We start from the raw sequence: 19498 nt of genomic DNA, 5'->3' as shown, positions 1-19498 counted from the left end.
CAGGCTAATCCGAAAAGATAGCTAGCTAAATTTGAAAAAGACATGAGCCTAGCACCAAGTAATTTCCAATTGATAGCTGGCAAAGGGATGTCCCTCTTGATTTTGTAGTTGATAATCTAGTTCAATCTTTTGCCCATCAACTTGATAATGGCTCGTTTGGATGATAAACTCCTGCATGCCCATAGGTGTAGGGATATAGGCAAAACTATCACTATCCTTTAAAAAGCGCATAATGGTCTTGGGATTGGAAAAACGGCTCATCACCAGTTCTTGACCATGAAATTTAATAACCACTTTTTCCTTTTCCTCATTATAGAAAAGCAGGTAGCTATAATCTCCTTTTTCATGCACTTCCACGTCATAAAGCTGGTCAATCACTTCCAACTGCTCATCAAACTGAATCGTATTTCGCATCCGAATCTTCACATCAGGTCCTCTTTCTTGTCTATTGTCCTACTATTTTACCAAAAACTCTAGCTTTTTGCTATAATGGTCATATGAACGAAAAAGTATTCCGTGACCCAGTTCACAACTACATCCATGTCAATAATCAAATCATCTATAACTTGATTAATACAAAAGAATTTCAGCGTTTGCGTCGTATCAAACAACTGGGAACGTCCAGTTATACCTTCCACGGTGGAGAACACAGTCGCTTCTCTCACTGTCTTGGAGTCTATGAGAATGCTCGTCGCATCACAGAGATTTTTGAAGAAAAATATACTGAGGAATGGAATCCTGCCGAATCCCTCCTCACCATGACCGCTGCGCTCCTTCATGACCTTGGTCATGGTGCCTATTCCCATACTTTTGAACATCTCTTTGATACAGACCACGAAGCCATTACTCAGGAGATTATCCAAAGTCCTGAAACGGAGATTCACCAAGTCCTGCTACAAGTGGCGCCAGATTTCCCAGAAAAGGTAGCCAGTGTTATTGATCATACCTATCCTAACAAGCAGGTCGTTCAACTCATTTCTAGTCAGATTGATGCAGACCGCATGGACTATCTCTTGCGCGACTCCTATTTTACAGGAGCTTCTTATGGGGAATTTGACCTGACTCGGATTCTTCGAGTCATTCGTCCTGTCGAAAATGGTATCGCCTTTCAGCGCAATGGCATGCACGCCATCGAAGACTATGTCCTCAGTCGCTACCAGATGTATATGCAGGTCTATTTCCACCCAGCAACACGGGCCATGGAAGTTCTCCTGCAGAATCTCCTCAAACGCGCCAAGGAACTTTATCCAGAAGATAAGGACTTCTTTGCACGAACATCTCCACATCTCCTGCCTTTCTTTGAAAAAAATGTGACCTTGTCTGACTATCTAGCTCTGGATGATGGTGTGATGAATACCTATTTCCAACTCTGGATGACCAGTCCTGACAAGATTCTCGCAGATTTGTCGCAACGCTTTGTCAACCGCAAGGTCTTTAAATCCATTACCTTTTCACAAGAGGACCAAGACAAACTCGCTAGCATGAGAAAATTAGTTGAGGATATCGGCTTTGATCCCGACTACTATACTGCCATTCATAAGAACTTTGACCTCCCTTATGATATCTATCGTCCCGAATCTGAAAATCCACGGACACAGATTGAGATTTTACAAAAAAATGGAGAACTGGCCGAACTCTCTAGCCTGTCTCCTATCGTCCAATCCCTTGCTGGCAGTCGCCACGGAGATAATCGTTTCTATTTTCCAAAAGAAATGTTGGACCAAAACAGTATCTTCGCAAGCATTACCCAGCAATTTTTACACTTGATTGAGAACGATCATTTTACCCCAAATAAAAACTAGAAGAGGAAATTTATGAGTATTAAACTAATCGCCGTTGATATTGACGGAACCCTAGTCAATAGCCAAAAGGAGATCACTCCTGAGGTCTTTTCTGCCATCCAAGATGCCAAAGAAGCTGGTGTCAAAGTCGTGATTGCAACTGGCCGCCCTATTGCAGGTGTTGCCAAACTTCTCGACGACTTGCAGTTGAGAGACGAGGGTGACTATGTTGTGACTTTCAATGGTGCCCTTGTCCAAGAAACCGCTACAGGACATGAGATTATCAGCGAATCCTTGACTTATGAGGATTATCTAGATATGGAATTTCTCAGTCGTAAGCTCGGTGTCCACATGCACGCTATTACAAAGGACGGTATCTATACTGCCAATCGTAATATAGGAAAATATACAGTGCACGAATCAACCCTCGTCAGCATGCCTATCTTCTATCGCACTCCTGAAGAAATGGCTGACAAGGAAATTGTCAAATGTATGTTTATCGATGAACCAGAAATCCTCGATGCTGCGATTGAAAAAATCCCAGCCGAATTTTACGAACGCTACTCCATCAACAAATCTGCTCCTTTCTACCTCGAACTCCTTAAAAAGAATGTAGACAAGGGTTCAGCTATTACTCACTTAGCTGAAAAACTCGGATTGACTAAAGATGAAACCATGGCAATCGGAGACGAAGAAAATGACCGTGCCATGCTGGAAGTCGTTGGTAACCCTGTTGTCATGGAAAATGGAAATCCAGAAATCAAAAAAATCGCCAAATACATCACTAAAACAAATGACGAATCTGGCGTTGCCCATGCCATCCGTACATGGGTACTGTAAAAGGGTATGAATAGACGAAAACCGCTCAGTTGAGTGGTTTTAGTATACACTTTACCCTAAAAATAACCGATAGCTTTTTCTGTCTGCTTAATTTTACAAATTGAGTTGGTTTTAAACTAAACCATCTAATAATTTATCACTTAAATTAACTAAATAATTTTTTCACCATTGAATGAGCTAGTTTAAAAAGTAAATAAAAGGTAACTAATGTATAAAATAAATAGTCTCTAAAAATAAATATCCCTACAATAATTAGTAAAAATAGAAAAAGAAGAGTTCCTACTATTAAAATTACATATTTTAAATATTTGATGACTTTATTCCACATATTAGGATGTTCTTTATTTACCGTGAATTTATAAAGCATTTTTTCGACAGATGTGAATTTATTATATTCAATTTCAGAGCCTAAAAATAGTATTTCAAATATTTTTTTTAACTTTTCTAGTTCCACTGTTGTTACACTAGTACCATTTTGAAATCTAACATCATCTAAACGTGGAATAGAATTTTCTGACTCTCTCTTAAAAATAAATGTATACTTCTGATTATTTAAAAGTACATTAGGAATATCAAGTCTACCTCTTACATTTTCTATATTCCATTCATGCTTGCTTCTTTTTTCTATAAGTTTCTTAGGGAAATTGATTATGTACATGTTTTCAATCTTTATGATTCTAATATATAATAAAGAAATATACTCATCTGTGAATACAAAATCGTTCGAGTTAAAATTTTCTTTATTTTCGTAATTTTTATAGTAAGCTATCACATCTTCTATTATATGTTTTCCTTGCTTATTTAAACTATGTTTTCTAATAAAAGAGGTATTATCAAGTAATAAAACCACGAATATAAATAAAAAGGAAATAAGGATTGCTAAACATACTAATAATATATCTCGAATTTCTGGATTAGCTAAAAGGGAAGATAGGTTATTAATTTTGAAAATACCTATATTTTCGAAATTAATATAAGTGCTAATACTATTAAAATTAGTAATTAGAGTATTTAATTCTTTACCTCCAAAGAAAGCTATTACTAGAGCTAAAGATTTTTTTATATAAGATGATTTTTTAATTTCAGTTTTAATATATGATTCTAATGTTTCAGGGAATATTCCTTCGCTGTTAAACTCAAACAACAAATTTCTATAAATAAACTTTAAATCCGGATAGTATTGCAAGTCATAAAACTTAAAAAAATAACCTGAATAATACTTACTTAAAATTCTATCAATACTTCTAAAATAAGGATTTCTCAATTTATTTCTATTTATATTTTTGAAATAGAAATAAAAAACAGTAAGCATTAATGTAAACTTTATCAAAAATATAAATAAATCTGAAACACTTCCGTTTAAATTCATAATTACAACCCCTCCACCTCAAATTTAGGTAAGCTATTAATTAAGTCAAGCGTTTTTACAGATACATTGATCATTCTCAATAGTAAATTGAAGATATATTTCTCATCCTCACTATAGTCATTTGGATCATCTGTAATTCCTGATTTTTTATCAGTTTTAACTTGATACTGATCGATAATCCATTCAATAGCTGATCGTCCATTCACAACATACTCATATGCCTTTTCATGCCCCCTGCAGGAATCGAACCTGCAACTACTCCTTAGGAGGGAGTTGTTATATCCATTGAACTAAGGGAGCTAGATAAAAACTCTGCTGAAAAGCAGAGTTTTTTAGTCGAATTAACGACGGATTTCTTTGATACGAGCTGCTTTACCTTGAAGAGCACGCAAGTAGTACAATTTCGCACGACGTACTTTACCGTAACGAACAACTTCGATTTTTTCAACACGTGGAGTGTGGATTGGGAAGATACGCTCAACACCTACACCGTTAGAGATTTTACGAACTGTGTAGTTTTCTGAGATGCCAGCACCTTTACGTGCGATAACAACACCTTCAAAAATCTGGATACGTTCACGGTTACCTTCGACAACTTTCGCGTGTACACGAACAGTGTCACCAGGACGGAATGATGGGATATCTGTACGAAGTTGACCTTCAGTCAAGCTTTGGATTAATGGATTCATTTTATTCTCCTATCTTTGTCAATCTTGAGGAAACTTCCTCAGCGGATAAACTGTATTTTTGTGCGTCCATTACACACAAGATACAGTTTACCAAATTTCCATAAAAAAGTAAAGAAATTTATAGCAGAATTCCTAAAAAAATCGCAACCAAACCACCTAGATAGGTCAAAATCAGGTAAACGTAAAAAAACTTCTTATCGCTTAACAGTCTTTGAAGTTCATCATTCAAGGTCGAAAAAGTCGTTAAACCGCCACAAAATCCTGTTGCTAAAATAGCATAGACTTCCTTAGACTCCACATGATTGTAGAATAATCCAATTAAAAAACAACCCAAAAGATTGGCTATTAGCGTTCCGAGTGGGAATTTAGAAGCTTGATTATAGCGGGAAAAAAAATAGCGCACTAAAGCTCCGAAGCCACAAGCAATTGCAAGATAGACGATTACCATTTCTTCCTCCCCAAATAGTAAGCCAAGAGCAGGCCTCCACCCACGCTTAAAATGAGATACAAGACTAGGCTAAGATAACGCCCTGTATCAAGCAGTTTCACAGCATCAAGCATGAGACTGGAAAAGGTTGTTAAACCGCCACAAAAGCCCGTCCCCAGAGCTAAAATAACGCCTTTACTGGTTCCCTTATAGACCAAATAGCCCTTGACAAGATAAACCAAGCAGAAAATACCCAGATAGTTGACAAGAAGGGTGCCCCAAGGAAAATCTGGACTGGCTGGTAACCAAGTGGAAACCAGGTAGCGAACCAGTCCGCCCAACATGGCAGCTAGAAAAATCCCTAGCGGATAAAATTGTTCTTTTTTCATTTGATGTTTTGATCCTGATAATCACGCGAACGTTTGAGTATGTCCGAAAATGTTGAGACAATAGTCTCCTGATAGCGCTTGTCTTCTACACGATTTCTGACCTTTTCAAAAATAACTGCTTCTCTCTTGGTATCTAAAATCGGTTTCCCTGAAGCCTTCTTATAAGCGACAACCCCTTCAACTAAATGCATTCTTTCTTCTAACAGTTTGACAATTTGGTCGTCGATCTGATCAATTTCTTGACGAATAATATCTAAATCCATACAGTCTCCTCCTTTATTTGAATTATTGTATCAAAAAGCCACCAAATAGGCTAGTAAAATCCCAAATCTCGATAAGAAAAATGCACTGATTGATTACATCAGCGCACTTTTATGCTTATCCTACTTTAGCAGCCAATTCTTCTGCGAATTGTTCCAAGCGTTCAATGTCTTCTTCCTCAGCAGAAAGATCAACTTTAACACACTCTGAACCTTTTTCTGCCCCTGTTGAAACAAAGACACGATCAAAGTCATCGACAGCCTTACAGAATTCATCGTAGAAGGTATCTCCTGAACCAACCACTCCGTAGATTTTGCCATTCAAGTTGAGATCTGCAAGGTCTTCGTAGAAGTCCATCATCTCATCTGGCAATTCACCATCACCATAAGTATAGGTCGCAACGATAGCGATATCTGCTTCCAAGAAGTCTGAAGCGTCAACAGTTGTACATTCATCAACATCGACATCCAAGCCCAAGTCACGTAATTTGTCTGCTACAATATCTGCAATTTCTTCGGTATTACCGGTCATACTGGCAAATACAATTTTTGCTAATGCCATATCGTCCTCCTCAATTTATCTTTCTCCATTATATCACATCTTTTTCATTTTAAAAATAAAAATTCTTGTGCTACAATGAAATGAGAAAGAATTGAGGTTATTTATGGAAATTTGCCATCAAATTTTAGAAAAAATTAAAGAATACGACACGATTATCATTCACCGTCATATGAAACCTGACCCAGATGCCTTGGGAAGTCAGGTGGGATTAAAAGCTCTTCTCAAACATCATTTCCCAGAAAAAACCATCAAAGCTGTTGGTTTTGATGAACCAACTCTTACTTGGATGGCTGAAATGGATCTTGTTGAAGATAGTGCCTACCAAGGTGCCCTTGTCATCGTCTGTGATACGGCGAATACTGCTCGTATCGATGATAAGCGCTATAGTCAAGGTGATTTTCTCATTAAGATTGACCACCATCCAAATGATGATGTATATGGTGACCTATCTTGGGTCGATACTAGTTCAAGTAGTGCTAGCGAGATGATCACTCTATTTGCCCAAACAACCCAACTAGCCTTGTCAGATCGTGCTGCGGAGTTGCTCTTTGCAGGAATTGTCGGTGATACAGGTCGCTTCCTTTATCCTTCTACGACTGCACGGACTCTTCACCTGGCTGCTTATCTGAGAGAACATAACTTTGACTTTGCGGCTCTCACTCGTAAAATGGATACTATGAGCTACAAAATTGCTAAACTTCAAGGCTACATTTACGACCATCTGGAAGTGGATGAAAATGGCGCAGCTCGCGTTATCCTGAGTCAGGAAATCTTAAAACGATTCAATGTCACCGATGCTGAAACTGCAGCCATTGTCGGTGCACCTGGACGTATTGACAGTGTGAGTCTCTGGGGAATTTTTGTGGAACAGGCTGATGGCCACTACCGCGTTCGCTTACGCAGTAAAATCCATCCTATCAATGAAATCGCCAAGGAACATGATGGTGGAGGTCACCCTCTAGCAAGCGGTGCTAATTCCTATAGCCTAGAGGAAAACGAAATCATCTACCAAAAGTTAAAAAACTTTCTTAAAAACTGATAAAATACTTGCCAAACTTTTTAGAATCTGATAGACTAGTATGGTAACAATCTATGGCTCGCAAAGAGACCATGGCAGAAAGGAAATATTGCAAAATGAAAAAAGATATCCATCCAGAATATCGCCCAGTTGTCTTCATGGACACAACTACTGGTTACCAATTCCTTAGCGGTTCAACAAAACGCTCTAACGAAACAGTTGAGTTCGAAGGCGAAACTTACCCATTGATCCGTGTGGAAATTTCATCAGACTCACACCCATTCTACACTGGACGTCAAAAGTTCACTCAAGCAGATGGACGCGTGGATCGTTTCAACAAAAAATACGGTCTCAAATAATGATAAAAAGAACAGTTTCGGCTGTTCTTTTTTCTTTCTTGAAATTAACTGCTGTTTTCATGTTCCAGACTCGTACTCTTCGAAAATCTCTTTGGTAATTTAATGTTGGAGGATTTATACTAACAATAGACTTTTAACCCCAAAATTGATAAAATAGGAAAGAAAATAAGATAAAAGGAAACTACAATTCACCATGATGAACATGCAAAACATGATGCGTCAAGCACAAAAACTTCAAAAACAAATGGAACAAAGCCAAGCTGAACTTGCTGCTATGCAATTTGTTGGCAAATCTGCTCAAGACCTTGTCCAAGCGACCTTAACTGGTGACAAGAAAGTTGTCAGCATTGACTTCAATCCAGCTGTCGTTGATCCAGAAGACCTTGAAACTCTTTCTGATATGACTGTTCAAGCCATCAACTCTGCTCTTGAGCAAATTGATGAAACGACCAAGAAAAAATTGGGGGCTTTCGCTGGAAAATTGCCATTCTAAGCATAAGAAAAACAAGCATTCAAGAGAATACTTGCCTATCATGGGAGGAACAATTGTTCCTCTTTTTGCTTACTAAAAATTAAAGAATTCCATGGCCTGTTTGAAAAGCAATTCAGTGTACTCTGGGTCTTCTTGGGCAATGGTAACCTGATCTTGAATCATTTCCAAGTCATCTGTTATCATGCCATCTGCTCCTAGCTGAACAGATTTATCAAAGGACTCTGAACTATTAATGGTCCACACGTACAATTTCTGATCCGTATTCCAAAGCTTATTGACAAAATTTTCATCCAAGGTTGAATACTCCATGGTGTAACCTGTGGCTTTTGTTCTTGGAAAGATACTATTGTAAGGTAGGATGAAAAAGACTGGAATTTGAGTATCGTAGGCTAAAACTTGGTCAATCACATGGTAGTCCAAGGATTGCATTTGGTGACCATTCTGCTTAAGAACAGTTCCATATTTTTCCATAAAGCGTTTCATCATATCTGGGCTATCTTTTCGACTGGTTTTAATTTCAATGAGGAGTTTTTGATGCAATTCATTGGCTTTATTGAGATAGTCATCAAAACTGGACACCTTGCTATGATAACCATTTTCTGAAATATTGAGTTTGGTTAATTCTTCCAAAGTGAGATCCTGAGGATTGGCATTAACTCCTGTCAATTTCTTGATATTGGCATCATGCATCATGACAAACTGGCCATCTTTTGTTTCCTGAACATCCGTCTCAACAAAGTCTGGACCTAGTTGGGCTGTCCTTTCTAGAGATTGGACAGTATTTTGGACACCATTCTTATTAGATACTCCCCTGTGAGAAATGATTAAAGGTTTATGTGAAACTGGAGCTTCTAAATAAACATAACCCTCAAGAGCGAAAAAGATACAAGCACAGCCCATCACTCCCCATCTCATCCAGTGGTCTTTCTTTCTCCTTGGTGTGATTTCTAATTCTTCCCCTGTCAAAAAAGAAACAAACTTAATGAGAAAATAGGTCAAGGCCATATAGTGGAAATTCTTAATCAAGACAAAATTGATAATTCCCAGTACAAGAGATTCCTTATGAGTCAGACCATCCATCAGTGCCTGACTTGCCAAGATTGGAATCAATAAAAGAATGAAAAATAGGTAGGTTTTGACGACAATCCAAAGCAAGTTCCAAGTATAAAACCAGGAGTACTTTCTTGTCTTTTCTAGACTGTATCTGACTGCTTCTTTGACTGTTTTCTTCTCAAATAAAAGCTGAGGTAGGGAAAACATGAAACGCACTGAAATGTAAAACAGTAGTAAGGCCAGAACAGTGACTACCAAACCGACTAACCAATATTTATCTTCTACATAGGCTACAATAAATTCCGGAATCACAATTTTATTAAGATAATAAATCTTTAAAATCTTTCGAATCAATGGAAAGAGCATCATGACATAAAAGAAGATAAAGGCTATTTTGGAAAGCGTCACTTGCTTCATAAACAAGAAACTTTGGCGAAAGACCTTACGACTGTACTCCAGCAAGGTCCTTTTTTCATGGCATAATAAATGCCGAGCACCAATAAAGAGAAGTCCTATCTGGTAATAGGCGACCAATAAATTAACAATTACCAGAACAAATAAAGCAAGACTAATAAAGGGTGAACCCGTTATAATGGCAAAAATATTGTTGTAGGAAAGAAAGAGATAGCCTGTCTGACGGAGCAACAGTCCAGCAATCCAAGAATTAAGTGGTAACCAGACAAACTCAATCATCATGAAAGTCAAAAAGAAAAGAAAGAGTATTTTATCTAGATTAAAGTATATCTGCTTAAAACCTAGATTTTTAGGTTTTTCAGGTTTCATAGGTACTCCTAGTCAAATAATTGAGACAAGTCCAGGCCTCCAAAAGGATTGTTTGAAAGGCTACTTTCTGTCCCTAACAATTCTCTAGCTTGATCCGACTCTAGAAAGGACTCGTAAACACGCGCCGTCATACGAGCATCCTCTAAACTATTATGAGACTGACCTTGAAATCCAAGAAATGAGGCAACAGTTTGCAACTTGAGATTAGCAATACCGTGTAAATCCGAACTCCGACGTTCAAAAGCTTCATCATACAAATCCACCTTGTACTGCTGGCTGTAGTCTAAACCATGCTCTGCTAGAATAGGCAAATCACTTTTAGCAGCATTGTAACCTACCATTGGCAAAGAACCCACAAACTCTTGGAATTCTTTTATGACTTTCTCCACTGGTGGAGCATCTTTTAAGGTCTCAGCCGTAATCCCTGTCAAACCATTGATAAAACTTTTTAAGGGAACGCTGGTATGAACATAGGAATCATAGGCGTCGATTTCCTGACCATCTTTAAAACGCACTGCCGATACTTGAATTAGGTGTGTTTGTCCTTCGTGCTGATTAAATTCTAAGTCAAAAGCAATGTAATCTTCTAATCGTTCCATTCTATCCTTCTCCTCTACTATCTTTGTTCTAAGCAACTATAGCATTCACAAACAAAAGAAGCCATCAGGTTAGCATGTAACCTAAACAGCTCCTTGATTATCCTCCAAATAAACGAGCAAAAAAGCCTTTCTTAGTGGATTGGACTTCTTCTTTTGCTTGGTCCAGCTCTAGCTTAAGATTTTCTTGATCCTTCATAGCTTGAAGGGTCAATTGTTGCTGCTGATCGAGTTGTTTGTCTTTCTCAGCAATCTGACGGTCTTTGATACGCATCTGCTCGTCTTTTTCTGATAACTGACGATCCTTGGCTTTTAATTGTTCATAAAGACGGAGAATTTCTGCATTCTTCTCATCAACCAGAATCTCCATCAGTTCACGTTGCTTGACATCTTCACTGACAGGCTCATCTTCAAAAATCGTTTTTTTATAGATTTCTTCTAGCTTAATCAAGCCACTTCTGGTAACTACCGTTACCCCTTTGTCATTTTTATCTGTGTCTTCTTCTGGTAATTCTTTGACACGGTTATTGATTGCTTGACGAGATAATCCTAAAACCTCTGCAATCTCACTGACGGTCATTTCAATACTCATAATATCCTCTGAAACGTTTTCTAGCTTTTCTTTACTTAAATCTTATCATAAGCTAGAAAAACTGTCAAATTTCCGCTTAATCTAAAGCCTTCAAAAAGGCTAATAAGACTTGGGCAGAGCGACGTCCAGCTTCGATAATAAACTCATCAAAAGAGATGTTTGCTTCATGGTTGGCATTGTCACTCATAGCGCGAATGACTAAGACTGGAAGATCAAGAGCATGCGCTGCTTGAGCAATAGCTGCACCCTCCATCTCAACAGCTAAAACTTCTGGGAAATGGGACTTAATCACTTCTATCTTATCATTTCCTGCAACAAAACTATCTCCTGTAGCAATCAAACCAAGATGCCAGTTTTGATCCAATTGAGATAAACTCTCTTGAATTTTGGCGACAAAGGTTTTATCTGATTCAAAATAAAGCGGTTGTTGCGCCATTTGTCCATAAGCATAGCCAAAAGCTGTGACATCCACATCATGATAGGCTAATTTGTCAGAAATCACAACATCTCCAACAGCAATACCTTCTGCTACTGCCCCAGCTGATCCCGTGTTAATCAAAGCATCCACTTGGAAATGATCAGCCAAAATCGCCACACTCATAGCAGACATGACCTTACCAATTCCACTTTCTACAAGAACGACTTCATGAGAGGCAATGGTTCCTGTGTGATAGGTATTCCCTAAAACAACTTGCTCCTGGGCATTGTCTAAATGCTGGACCAGATACGCCAGTTCTTCTGGCATAGCCGCAATAATTCCTATTTTCATTTCAATTCCTTTTCTATTACAAAAGTTTCATTGCTAAGACAAGCAAAATCAAGAGAAAGATGACTGCAAATAAAATCTTATTTAACTTAGAATTGAAGATATTTCTCTTGGTATTTTCAATGCGACGGCTTTTATGAATAGACGGTTCGACCTGAATCTTCAAGGTTTCCTGGCTAAAACCATGATCCTTAGGATTGGCATAACCAAAACGGGAAGAAGAGGTTGGTAAAATCTTAGTCTCCTCATCATCTAGCAAAGGAGGACCTGAAATTTTTTCGCCTCTATTAGCTCTTTCGATTATTTCATCCGTTAATAAAGGTTTACCCATACTGACCTCCTCTATTTTTTGTGCAATTCCCAGTATTGAACAGCCATAATTGTCTTGGCATCACAGATGTGACCTGATTGGATCAATTCCTTGGCTTCTTCTAGGCTCACTTCAAGGACTTCCAAGGTTTCATCTTCATCCTGCGGACGCGGATTTTCCACTTTTGTCAAATCACTTGCTAGGTATAGTTTTAGTTTTTCATTACAGAAACCAATGGCTGAATAAAAATCGTACAAGAGTTCTAACTTCCCTGTATAGGCTGTTTCTTCCTCTAATTCACGAAGGGCTGCTGCTACAGGGTCTGTGTTCTCTCCTACTTCCAATTTTCCAGCTGGAATTTCGTAAGAGACTGCCTCAATGGCTTTGCGGTACTGCTTGACCAGGATGAGTTTTTGCTCATCCGTTACTGCTAAAACACAGACAGCTCCATTGTGGAAAATCAAATCCCGTTGGGCAGTTCCCTTGCCTTCTGGTAATTCAACCTGATCTTGAACCAGTTTAAATATTGGTCCTTGATAGATTTCTTTTCGGCTAAGCGTTTTTTCTTCAAATTCCATGACAGACTCCTACTGATTATTAGGATGATGAGGGAGGCGAGTCGCATATTCGTCTTTATTGACCTGACGACCGCGACCAATAGCAATCGCATCTGCTGGAACGTCTTTGGTAATAGTTGAACCAGCACCAACGAGGGAATTGTCACCTAACTCTACTGGCGCAATAATGGTTGAATTTGAACCAACAAAGACATTGTTACCAATGACTGTCTTGTATTTGTTTTTGCCGTCATAGTTGACTGTAATAGTTCCAGCACCAAAATTAACGTGGCTACCCACTTCACAGTTTCCGATATAAGTCAAATGACCAGCCTTGGTATTCTCACCGATAGAAGAACCTTTCACCTCAACAAAGTTACCAATATGAACTTGGGCAGCTAGACTTGAACCTGGACGAATGTGGGCATAAGGTCCGACAGTCACACCATCTGCAACACTGCTTTCCTCAATCATAGAGTTAGTAATGACAGCTCCTGCTCCGATAGTGCTATCCACTACATACGTTCCATTTGTCAAAAGAGTCTCAGCACCAATTTTCGTTTGGCCTTTCAAGGTAACATTGGCTTCGATTTGAACTTCAGGAGCAATCTCAACATCAATATCGATATAAGTTGCTTCTGGATTAACAAAGCTAACGCCATTGACCATGTGTTGATGATTGATGCGACGACGCATAACCGACTCAGCAGTCGCAAGAGCTACACGGTCATTTACCCCAAGACTCTCATCAAAATCTTTCAAAGTATAAGCACCAACTTTTTCACCAGCTTCACGGAAAATACCAATGACATCTGTAATATAGTATTCGCCTTGAGCATTGTTGGTGTTGATGTTTTTCAAAGCTTCAAACAAACGCTCGTTGTCAAAAACGTAAGTTCCAGTGTTGATTTCCTTGATTTGTTTTTCAAAATCTGTAGCATCCTTCTGCTCCACAATGCGAAGAACCTCAGCATTGTCATTACGTACAATTCGTCCATAGCCAAAAGGATTATCTGTTTCAGCAGTCAAGATAGTGGCCACATTTTTATGATTGATGTGGAAATCAATCAAGTTTTTCAAGCTTTCTCCAGTAATTAACGGAGTATCTCCTGCGATGACCAAGGTGTGACCTGACAAACCTTCTAAGATTGGCTCTGTCATCATAACCGCATGACCAGTTCCCAACTGTTCAGATTGAGTCACAAATTCTGTCTGTCCAGCCAAGACCTCTTCAACCAATTCCGCCTTGTGTCCCACAACTGTTACTGTCTTTTCAGGTTGGATAGCTCCCACGCTGCGGAAAACATGTTCCAGCATAGAAATACCCGCAACCTTGTGCAACACTTTTGGCAAATCAGATTTCATGCGAGTCCCTTTACCCGCTGCTAAAATAATGGCATAATTTGACATAATCTTCTCTTTTCTCTAGAAATTCCCTTTTATTATACCATATTTCAAATCATTCCGCGCTCTTGAATGAAAAAATGCTCTAAAGTCCTTTCCTTAACCCATTTTTTGAGTATTTTTTTGATTTTTTTTCATTTTTAAGGTAAAATTGTAAGATATGAGAAAGAAAATTAATCCGCTTATTTTATTTGTTTTTTTTGGGATTATGATTTTCATTTTAATCCTGAATCGCCCTCGTTTTGAAGACCATCCTGTAAAAACAAAGTCAAATATCGCGCAAGTAGAAACACAAGCGCTACACAATATAGATAAACCGGTAATTGATGTTTCTGGTTGGCAGCGTCCTGAGGAAATCAATTACGATACTCTGTCCCAAAACATTTCTGGAGCTATTGTTCGCGTCCATAGTGGCGCTCAAACGTCCAAAGAGAACGATGCCTCCTTTGTTAATGGGGTAGATAAGGCCTTTAAAACCCATATCACCGAATTTCAAAAACGAAATGTCCCAGTTGGTGTCTATGCTTATGTTGCTGGAAAAAATGTCCAAGAGATGGAAAAGGCTGCCGAGGTATTCTATAACGCCTCTTCGCCATACAGTCCAAGTTACTATTGGCTAGACGTGGAAGAAAAAACCATGTCCAATATGAACGAGGGTGTTGAAGCTTTCCGAGCAAAGCTAGAATCACTGGGTGCTAAAAACATCGGAATCTACGTCGGAATCTACTTCATGGAAGAACACAGTATTGATACAGACAAGTTTACGTCTGTTTGGATTCCTTCCTATGGTTCTGACTCAGGATTTTACGAGGCAACTCCAAAAACTGATTTAGATTACGACATCCACCAGTACACTTCTAAAGGAAAAATTGCTGGTTTTGACCACGATTTGGATATCAACGTCATCTCTTCCTTAAAAAACAAAGAAGAAACCTTTAGAAAACTATTTTTAAAACCTTAAAAGCATTTGTTTACCATTTGCTTTTTCTTTTTGTGTTTGATTATGATACAATATAGTAAGGAGTTTTTGAAATAGAAATAGTTGGAGGAAAAATATGCTCTCATGGTTAGCACGCCTTATTAAAGGGATTGTAATTGCTCTTGGATTTATCCTACCGGGAATTTCTGGAGGAGTTTTAGCAGCGATCTTAGGAATTTATGAACGGATGATTGGCTTTCTGGCCCATCCCTTTAAAGACTTTAAAGAAAATGTTTTGTACTTTATTCCCGTTGCCATCGGTATGCTTTTGGGAATAGGCTTATTTTCTTACCCGATTGAATACCTGCTTGAAAATTATCAGGTCTTTGTCTTATGGAGCTTTGCAGGTGCCATTATTGGTACTGTTCCTAGCCTCCTCAAAGAATCGACTCGAGAATCTGACAGAGACAAGATTGATCTAGCTTGGTTCTGGGCAACCTTTATCATTTCTGGACTAGGTCTCTATGCCTTAAATTTCGTCGTTGGAACCTTAAGTGCCAGCTTTCTTAATTTCGTCCTAGCAGGTGCACTACTGGCTCTTGGTGTATTGGTTCCTGGTCTCAGTCCATCAAATCTACTTTTAATTTTGGGACTCTATGCTCCTATGTTGACAGGTTTCAAAACCTTTGACCTCTTGGGAACCTTCTTCCCGATTGGAATCGGAGCAGGTGCCACTCTCATCATTTTTTCAAAATTGATGGATTATGCCTTAAATAACTACCACTCACGTGTCTATCATTTCATCATCGGAATCGTCCTATCAAGTACCCTTTTGATCTTGATTCCAAATGCAGGGAACGCTGAAAGTATCCAATATACCGGTATTTCACTTGTTGGGTATGTCATCATCGCCTTCTTCTTTGCCTTAGGAATCTGGCTGGGTATTTGGATGAGCCAATTGGAGGATAAGTATAAATAATGGCAAAAAAAATTAAAATCAAAAAAACATTGGTGGAACAAATCCTGTCCAAAGCAGGTATCCCACATCAGGGGATTCAAATCAATGCGCTTGAAGGAGAACTTCCGCAAGGTTATGAACGAAATCAGATTTTCAAAACCTTGGCTCTTTTAGGAGACAAGACAGGACCGATTATCGGAATTGTGCCTATCACTCAACACTTGTCTGAAAAGAAACTAGCCAAATTTTCTGGCAATAAAAAAGTGAGCATGGTTCCACAAAAGGACTTGGAAAAAACAACAGGATACATTCACGGAGCCAATAATCCTGTCGGTATTCATCAGAAACATAATTATCCCATTTTTATCGATAAGATTGCTCTAGACTTGGATCAAATGATTGTATCCGCTGGAGAACTTGGTCACAGTATTATCATCGCACCACAAGACTTGGCTAGCTTTGTAAAGGCTGACTTTGCAGATATCTTGGAGGACAGCAAGTAATGAAACTCTACTTTGTCCGCCACGGCCGTACGGTCTGGAATCAGGAAGGACGCTTTCAAGGTGCTAGTGGCGATTCTCCCCTTCTTCCTGAATCCATTGACACCCTAAAACGACTTGGCCAGTATCTCAAGGATATCCCTTTTGATCAGATTTATTCAAGTGATTTACCTCGAGCTGTCAAATCTGCTGAGATTATCCAAAGCCAACTTCAAACTCCCTGTCCTTTAAAAAGCGTTCCCAATCTTCGTGAATGGCAGCTGGGGAAGTTGGAAGGTTTGAAGATTGCAACCTTGGAAGCTATTTACCCGCAACAAATCCAGGCTTTCCGTTCAAATCTTGCCAAGTTTGACACTCAAATGTTCGGAGCTGAATCCCTCTATAGCACCACGCAACGGACCATCCAATTTATCAAATCACTCAAAGATAGTCCAGCTGAATGTATTCTAATTGTCGGACACGGCGCCAATCTTACTGCTAGTCTTCGTACTCTTTTAGGTTATAAAGAGCCTCTTCTTCGTAAAGATGGCGGTCTAGCAAATGCCAGCCTAACCATTCTTGAAACCCATGATTTTGAAACATTCACTCTCGATACGTGGAATGATACCTCATATCAACAAAGAACTTGATTTTAGCGTCAAGTTCTTTTTAGTTTTTAAAGATTATCCGTGAATTTCTTGGCTATTTATGATAAAATGGGAGTATCGCAAAAAATGACTCATCGTATTCAATTTTGAGTAAAACTAGGAGGATCCCATGTCAACAGAACATATGGAAGAACTAAATGACCAGCAGATCGTTCGCCGTGAAAAAATGGCTGCGCTTCGTGAACAAGGAATCGATCCTTTCGGAAAACGCTTTGAACGCACTGCAAATTCACAAGAATTAAAAGATAAATTTGCTGACCTTGATAAAGAACAATTACATGATAAAAATGAAACAGCTACTATCGCAGGACGCTTGGTAACCAAACGTGGTAAAGGTAAAGTTGGTTTTGCCCACCTTCAAGACCGCGAAGGTCAAATCCAGATCTACGTTCGTAAGGATGCTGTCGGTGAAGAAAACTACGAAATCTTCAAAAAAGCAGACCTTGGTGACTTCCTTGGTGTCGAAGGCCAAGTGATGCGTACAGATATGGGAGAACTCTCTATCAAAGCTACTCACATCACTCACTTGTCTAAAGCACTTCGTCCACTTCCAGAAAAATTCCATGGTTTGACAGACGTTGAAACAATTTACCGTAAACGTTACCTTGACTTGATTTCGAACCGTGAAAGCTTCGAGCGTTTTGTCACTCGTTCAAAAATCATCTCTGAAATTCGTCGTTACCTTGACCAAAAAGGCTTCCTTGAAGTGGAAACACCTGTTCTTCACAACGAAGCTGGTGGTGCTGCTGCCCGTCCATTTATCACCCACCACAATGCCCAAAACATTGACATGGTACTTCGTATCGCGACTGAGCTTCACTTGAAACGCCTAATCGTTGGTGGTATGGAACGTGTTTACGAAATCGGACGTATCTTCCGTAACGAAGGAATGGATGCTACTCACAACCCTGAGTTTACTTCTATCGAAGTGTACCAAGCTTATGCAGATTTCCAAGACATTATGGACTTGACTGAAGGTATTATCCAACACGCTGCTAAATCAGTCAAAGGTGATGGTCCAGTTAACTATCAAGGAACTGAAATCAAGATTAACGAACCATTTAAACGAGTTCACATGGTGGATGCCATCAAAGAAATTACTGGTGTAGATTTCTGGCAAGATATGACTTTGGAAGAAGCCAAAGCTATCGCTGCTGAAAAGAAAGTTCCAGTTGAGAAACACTACACTGAAGTTGGCCACATCATCAATGCTTTCTTTGAAGAGTATGTTGAAGAAACCTTGATCCAACCAACCTTTGTCTATGGACATCCAGTAGCTGTATCTCCTCTCGCTAAGAAAAATCCTGAAGACGAACGCTTTACTGACCGTTTCGAGCTCTTCATCATGACTAAGGAGTACGGTAATGCCTTTACTGAGTTGAACGACCCAATCGACCAGCTTAGCCGTTTTGAAGCCCAAGCTAAAGCCAAAGAACTTGGTGACGATGAAGCAACCGGTATCGACTATGACTACATTGAGGCTCTTGAATACGGTATGCCACCAACAGGTGGTTTGGGAATCGGTATCGACCGTCTCTGCATGCTCCTCACTGATACAACCACTATCCGTGATGTATTGCTCTTCCCAACAATGAAATAATCCCTTATCCTCTGGTACTTGCCAGGGGATTTTTTCATAGCCAAAAGAAATAGACTGAAGTTTTCACCTCAGTCTATTTTTCTATTGAACTTTAGAAAGGAAGTTTTTCTTTCTTAGTCTTCTTTTTTCTTACGAGCTACAAGTCCGAATGCACTCAACATTCCAAGAAGTCCAAGACTAGCTAGACCAGCCTTATCCTCTGTACCAGTATTTGGTAATTCCTTCTTATCATTGGCTATGGCTGTTTCAACAGCTACTGGTTTAGAATCTGTAGAACTTGTCTGAACTGGAGTAGCTACTGGTTTTTCTGGAGTTGTAGGAGTCTCTGGGAAGCTTGGTTGCTCTTGATTGATTGGGTTTGTCACTTTCTTATAGTGATGTAGTGTATTTCCTTTAGCATCCGTTGTTGAATGACTAAATTCATATCCTTCCAACTCTATTGGATTGTGTTTTCCTTCTTTATCTGAAGTAATTCGATTACCATTTTCATCAAGATATTCCGTTACAATCTGCACAGTTGAACCGCCATTTTGAGCAATGACTCCTCCACCATTTTGTGATTTAGGTGTTACTGTTACAGGAACTTCCACTGTAATAATACGACCATCAGGTAATTTCACTTTCAC

General features: G+C 39.0%; 26 protein-coding genes and 1 tRNA gene. 10 read left to right on the top strand and 17 right to left on the bottom strand.

Going from position 1 to position 19498, the window contains the following annotated elements:
- Window positions 1–48: 48 nt before the first annotated feature.
- Window positions 49–426 (bottom strand): DUF1934 domain-containing protein, encoded by a 378-nt coding sequence (locus NMM26_RS08055; RefSeq protein ID WP_080713133.1) that lies wholly within the window; start codon window positions 424–426, stop codon window positions 49–51.
- 71 nt (window positions 427–497) lie between these two features.
- Between NMM26_RS08055 and NMM26_RS08050 the strand changes: the two genes are divergently transcribed.
- Both NMM26_RS08050 and yidA read left to right on the top strand, forming a co-directional pair.
- Window positions 498–1802: an HD domain-containing protein gene (locus NMM26_RS08050; RefSeq protein ID WP_033685185.1), complete on the top strand. Its 1305-nt coding sequence runs from the start codon at window positions 498–500 to the stop codon at window positions 1800–1802.
- A gap of 12 nt (window positions 1803–1814) precedes the next feature.
- Window positions 1815–2621: a sugar-phosphatase gene (gene yidA / locus NMM26_RS08045; RefSeq protein ID WP_004261542.1), complete on the top strand. Its 807-nt coding sequence runs from the start codon at window positions 1815–1817 to the stop codon at window positions 2619–2621.
- Window positions 2622–2766: 145 nt separating this feature from the next.
- On the opposite strand, the gene NMM26_RS08040 is transcribed toward yidA, so the two are convergent.
- The 8 genes from NMM26_RS08040 to NMM26_RS08005 form a co-directional block, all read right to left on the bottom strand.
- Window positions 2767–3990, bottom strand: coding sequence for a hypothetical protein (locus NMM26_RS08040; RefSeq protein WP_254754236.1), 1224 nt, complete (start codon window positions 3988–3990; stop codon window positions 2767–2769).
- A gap of 2 nt (window positions 3991–3992) precedes the next feature.
- Window positions 3993–4196 carry a type ISP restriction/modification enzyme gene (locus tag NMM26_RS08035; RefSeq protein ID WP_254754237.1) on the bottom strand — a complete coding sequence of 68 codons (204 nt, stop codon included), beginning with the start codon at window positions 4194–4196 and terminating at the stop codon, window positions 3993–3995.
- Window positions 4197–4218: 22 nt separating this feature from the next.
- Window positions 4219–4290, bottom strand: a tRNA-Arg gene (locus NMM26_RS08030).
- Between the two features lie 41 nt (window positions 4291–4331).
- On the bottom strand, window positions 4332–4679 hold the full coding sequence (rplS, locus tag NMM26_RS08025) for a 50S ribosomal protein L19 (RefSeq protein WP_001068669.1): 348 nt from the start codon (window positions 4677–4679) through the stop codon (window positions 4332–4334).
- A gap of 118 nt (window positions 4680–4797) precedes the next feature.
- Window positions 4798–5127, bottom strand: a complete 330-nt coding sequence (gene crcB / locus NMM26_RS08020; RefSeq protein WP_254754238.1) for a fluoride efflux transporter CrcB — start codon at window positions 5125–5127, stop codon at window positions 4798–4800.
- Window positions 5121–5495 (bottom strand): fluoride efflux transporter CrcB, encoded by a 375-nt coding sequence (gene crcB / locus NMM26_RS08015; protein ID WP_254754239.1) that lies wholly within the window; start codon window positions 5493–5495, stop codon window positions 5121–5123. The genes crcB (NMM26_RS08020) and crcB (NMM26_RS08015) overlap by 7 nt, the downstream gene beginning before the upstream one ends.
- A complete protein-coding gene (locus NMM26_RS08010; RefSeq protein ID WP_173219073.1) occupies window positions 5492–5758 on the bottom strand; it encodes a chorismate mutase in 267 nt (88 codons plus the stop codon). Before NMM26_RS08010 ends, crcB (NMM26_RS08015) begins: the two co-directional genes overlap by 4 nt.
- Before the next feature lie 115 nt (window positions 5759–5873).
- Window positions 5874–6317: a flavodoxin gene (locus tag NMM26_RS08005; RefSeq protein ID WP_001162128.1), complete on the bottom strand. Its 444-nt coding sequence runs from the start codon at window positions 6315–6317 to the stop codon at window positions 5874–5876.
- Window positions 6318–6420: 103 nt separating this feature from the next.
- On the opposite strand from NMM26_RS08005, the gene NMM26_RS08000 reads away from it, so the two are divergent.
- The 3 genes from NMM26_RS08000 to NMM26_RS07990 all read left to right on the top strand — a co-directional run bounded on the left by NMM26_RS08000 (window position 6421) and on the right by NMM26_RS07990 (window position 8187).
- Window positions 6421–7356, top strand: coding sequence for a bifunctional oligoribonuclease/PAP phosphatase NrnA (locus NMM26_RS08000; RefSeq protein WP_254754477.1), 936 nt, complete (start codon window positions 6421–6423; stop codon window positions 7354–7356).
- Window positions 7357–7451: 95 nt separating this feature from the next.
- Window positions 7452–7694 (top strand): type B 50S ribosomal protein L31, encoded by a 243-nt coding sequence (locus NMM26_RS07995; RefSeq protein ID WP_000710764.1) that lies wholly within the window; start codon window positions 7452–7454, stop codon window positions 7692–7694.
- A gap of 193 nt (window positions 7695–7887) precedes the next feature.
- The gene (locus NMM26_RS07990) at window positions 7888–8187 is read left to right on the top strand and encodes a YbaB/EbfC family nucleoid-associated protein (RefSeq protein WP_000981526.1); all 300 of its coding nucleotides are present in this window, start codon (window positions 7888–7890) and stop codon (window positions 8185–8187) included.
- Window positions 8188–8259: 72 nt separating this feature from the next.
- Here NMM26_RS07990 and NMM26_RS07985 read toward each other — a convergent pair whose 3' ends face one another.
- The 7 genes from NMM26_RS07985 to glmU form a co-directional block, all read right to left on the bottom strand.
- On the bottom strand, window positions 8260–10023 hold the full coding sequence (locus NMM26_RS07985) for a glycerophosphoryl diester phosphodiesterase membrane domain-containing protein (protein ID WP_254754324.1): 1764 nt from the start codon (window positions 10021–10023) through the stop codon (window positions 8260–8262).
- A gap of 8 nt (window positions 10024–10031) precedes the next feature.
- Window positions 10032–10622, bottom strand: a complete 591-nt coding sequence (locus tag NMM26_RS07980; RefSeq protein WP_254754323.1) for a 3'-5' exonuclease — start codon at window positions 10620–10622, stop codon at window positions 10032–10034.
- A 97-nt stretch (window positions 10623–10719) separates the two neighbouring features.
- Entirely contained in the window at window positions 10720–11211 is a 492-nt protein-coding gene (gene rocS, locus NMM26_RS07975; RefSeq protein ID WP_000021242.1) for a chromosome segregation protein RocS, read from the bottom strand.
- Window positions 11212–11287: 76 nt separating this feature from the next.
- Window positions 11288–11980 carry a 5'-methylthioadenosine/adenosylhomocysteine nucleosidase gene (locus NMM26_RS07970; protein WP_254754322.1) on the bottom strand — a complete coding sequence of 231 codons (693 nt, stop codon included), beginning with the start codon at window positions 11978–11980 and terminating at the stop codon, window positions 11288–11290.
- Between the two features lie 16 nt (window positions 11981–11996).
- Window positions 11997–12308, bottom strand: a complete 312-nt coding sequence (gene macP, locus NMM26_RS07965; protein WP_084927356.1) for a cell wall synthase accessory phosphoprotein MacP — start codon at window positions 12306–12308, stop codon at window positions 11997–11999.
- 11 nt (window positions 12309–12319) lie between these two features.
- The gene (locus tag NMM26_RS07960; protein ID WP_000393816.1) at window positions 12320–12865 is read right to left on the bottom strand and encodes an NUDIX hydrolase; all 546 of its coding nucleotides are present in this window, start codon (window positions 12863–12865) and stop codon (window positions 12320–12322) included.
- Between the two features lie 9 nt (window positions 12866–12874).
- Entirely contained in the window at window positions 12875–14254 is a 1380-nt protein-coding gene (gene glmU / locus NMM26_RS07955; RefSeq protein WP_254754321.1) for a bifunctional UDP-N-acetylglucosamine diphosphorylase/glucosamine-1-phosphate N-acetyltransferase GlmU, read from the bottom strand.
- A 154-nt stretch (window positions 14255–14408) separates the two neighbouring features.
- Between glmU and NMM26_RS07950 the strand changes: the two genes are divergently transcribed.
- The 5 genes from NMM26_RS07950 to lysS all read left to right on the top strand — a co-directional run bounded on the left by NMM26_RS07950 (window position 14409) and on the right by lysS (window position 18872).
- Entirely contained in the window at window positions 14409–15209 is an 801-nt protein-coding gene (locus NMM26_RS07950; RefSeq protein WP_254754320.1) for a glycoside hydrolase family 25 protein, read from the top strand.
- 94 nt (window positions 15210–15303) lie between these two features.
- Window positions 15304–16146 (top strand): DUF368 domain-containing protein, encoded by an 843-nt coding sequence (locus tag NMM26_RS07945; protein WP_049512272.1) that lies wholly within the window; start codon window positions 15304–15306, stop codon window positions 16144–16146.
- On the top strand, window positions 16146–16628 hold the full coding sequence (locus tag NMM26_RS07940; protein WP_254754319.1) for an aminoacyl-tRNA deacylase: 483 nt from the start codon (window positions 16146–16148) through the stop codon (window positions 16626–16628). The genes NMM26_RS07945 and NMM26_RS07940 overlap by 1 nt, the downstream gene beginning before the upstream one ends.
- The gene (locus NMM26_RS07935) at window positions 16628–17254 is read left to right on the top strand and encodes a histidine phosphatase family protein (protein ID WP_254754318.1); all 627 of its coding nucleotides are present in this window, start codon (window positions 16628–16630) and stop codon (window positions 17252–17254) included. The genes NMM26_RS07940 and NMM26_RS07935 overlap by 1 nt, the downstream gene beginning before the upstream one ends.
- A 127-nt stretch (window positions 17255–17381) precedes the next feature.
- A complete protein-coding gene (gene lysS / locus NMM26_RS07930; RefSeq protein ID WP_254754317.1) occupies window positions 17382–18872 on the top strand; it encodes a lysine--tRNA ligase in 1491 nt (496 codons plus the stop codon).
- A 113-nt stretch (window positions 18873–18985) separates the two neighbouring features.
- Here lysS and NMM26_RS07925 read toward each other — a convergent pair.
- Window positions 18986–19498, bottom strand: a 513-nt coding sequence (locus NMM26_RS07925) for an LPXTG cell wall anchor domain-containing protein (RefSeq protein WP_254754316.1), incomplete at its 5' end; no start/stop codon positions are given.

Origin of the sequence: Streptococcus sp. CF7_Ac1-8 (genome assembly GCF_024295435.1) — a bacterium.
In the GTDB taxonomy this organism is placed as follows: Bacteria; Bacillota; Bacilli; order Lactobacillales; family Streptococcaceae; genus Streptococcus; species Streptococcus mitis_AP.
The sequence above is the reverse complement of the archived record's forward strand: the minus strand, read 5'-3'. Positions and strand labels throughout refer to the sequence as shown.

Bases quoted from the DNA above. Each gene is read 5' to 3' on its own strand.
- NMM26_RS08050 (WP_033685185.1), top strand. From the start codon at position 498: ATGAACGAAAAAGTATTCCGTGACCCAGTTCACAACTACATCCATGTC.
- yidA (WP_004261542.1), top strand. From the start codon at position 1,815: ATGAGTATTAAACTAATCGCCGTTGATATTGACGGAACCCTAGTCAAT.
- NMM26_RS08040 (WP_254754236.1), bottom strand. From the start codon at position 3,990: ATGAATTTAAACGGAAGTGTTTCAGATTTATTTATATTTTTGATAAAG.
- rplS (WP_001068669.1), bottom strand. From the start codon at position 4,679: ATGAATCCATTAATCCAAAGCTTGACTGAAGGTCAACTTCGTACAGAT.
- crcB (WP_254754238.1), bottom strand. From the start codon at position 5,127: ATGGTAATCGTCTATCTTGCAATTGCTTGTGGCTTCGGAGCTTTAGTG.
- crcB (WP_254754239.1), bottom strand. From the start codon at position 5,495: ATGAAAAAAGAACAATTTTATCCGCTAGGGATTTTTCTAGCTGCCATG.
- NMM26_RS08010 (WP_173219073.1), bottom strand. From the start codon at position 5,758: ATGGATTTAGATATTATTCGTCAAGAAATTGATCAGATCGACGACCAA.
- NMM26_RS08005 (WP_001162128.1), bottom strand. From the start codon at position 6,317: ATGGCATTAGCAAAAATTGTATTTGCCAGTATGACCGGTAATACCGAA.
- NMM26_RS08000 (WP_254754477.1), top strand. From the start codon at position 6,421: ATGGAAATTTGCCATCAAATTTTAGAAAAAATTAAAGAATACGACACG.
- NMM26_RS07995 (WP_000710764.1), top strand. From the start codon at position 7,452: ATGAAAAAAGATATCCATCCAGAATATCGCCCAGTTGTCTTCATGGAC.
- NMM26_RS07990 (WP_000981526.1), top strand. From the start codon at position 7,888: ATGATGAACATGCAAAACATGATGCGTCAAGCACAAAAACTTCAAAAA.
- NMM26_RS07985 (WP_254754324.1), bottom strand. From the start codon at position 10,023: ATGAAACCTGAAAAACCTAAAAATCTAGGTTTTAAGCAGATATACTTT.
- NMM26_RS07980 (WP_254754323.1), bottom strand. From the start codon at position 10,622: ATGGAACGATTAGAAGATTACATTGCTTTTGACTTAGAATTTAATCAG.
- rocS (WP_000021242.1), bottom strand. From the start codon at position 11,211: ATGAGTATTGAAATGACCGTCAGTGAGATTGCAGAGGTTTTAGGATTA.
- NMM26_RS07970 (WP_254754322.1), bottom strand. From the start codon at position 11,980: ATGAAAATAGGAATTATTGCGGCTATGCCAGAAGAACTGGCGTATCTG.
- macP (WP_084927356.1), bottom strand. From the start codon at position 12,308: ATGGGTAAACCTTTATTAACGGATGAAATAATCGAAAGAGCTAATAGA.
- NMM26_RS07960 (WP_000393816.1), bottom strand. From the start codon at position 12,865: ATGGAATTTGAAGAAAAAACGCTTAGCCGAAAAGAAATCTATCAAGGA.
- glmU (WP_254754321.1), bottom strand. From the start codon at position 14,254: ATGTCAAATTATGCCATTATTTTAGCAGCGGGTAAAGGGACTCGCATG.
- NMM26_RS07950 (WP_254754320.1), top strand. From the start codon at position 14,409: ATGAGAAAGAAAATTAATCCGCTTATTTTATTTGTTTTTTTTGGGATT.
- NMM26_RS07945 (WP_049512272.1), top strand. From the start codon at position 15,304: ATGCTCTCATGGTTAGCACGCCTTATTAAAGGGATTGTAATTGCTCTT.
- NMM26_RS07940 (WP_254754319.1), top strand. From the start codon at position 16,146: ATGGCAAAAAAAATTAAAATCAAAAAAACATTGGTGGAACAAATCCTG.
- NMM26_RS07935 (WP_254754318.1), top strand. From the start codon at position 16,628: ATGAAACTCTACTTTGTCCGCCACGGCCGTACGGTCTGGAATCAGGAA.
- lysS (WP_254754317.1), top strand. From the start codon at position 17,382: ATGTCAACAGAACATATGGAAGAACTAAATGACCAGCAGATCGTTCGC.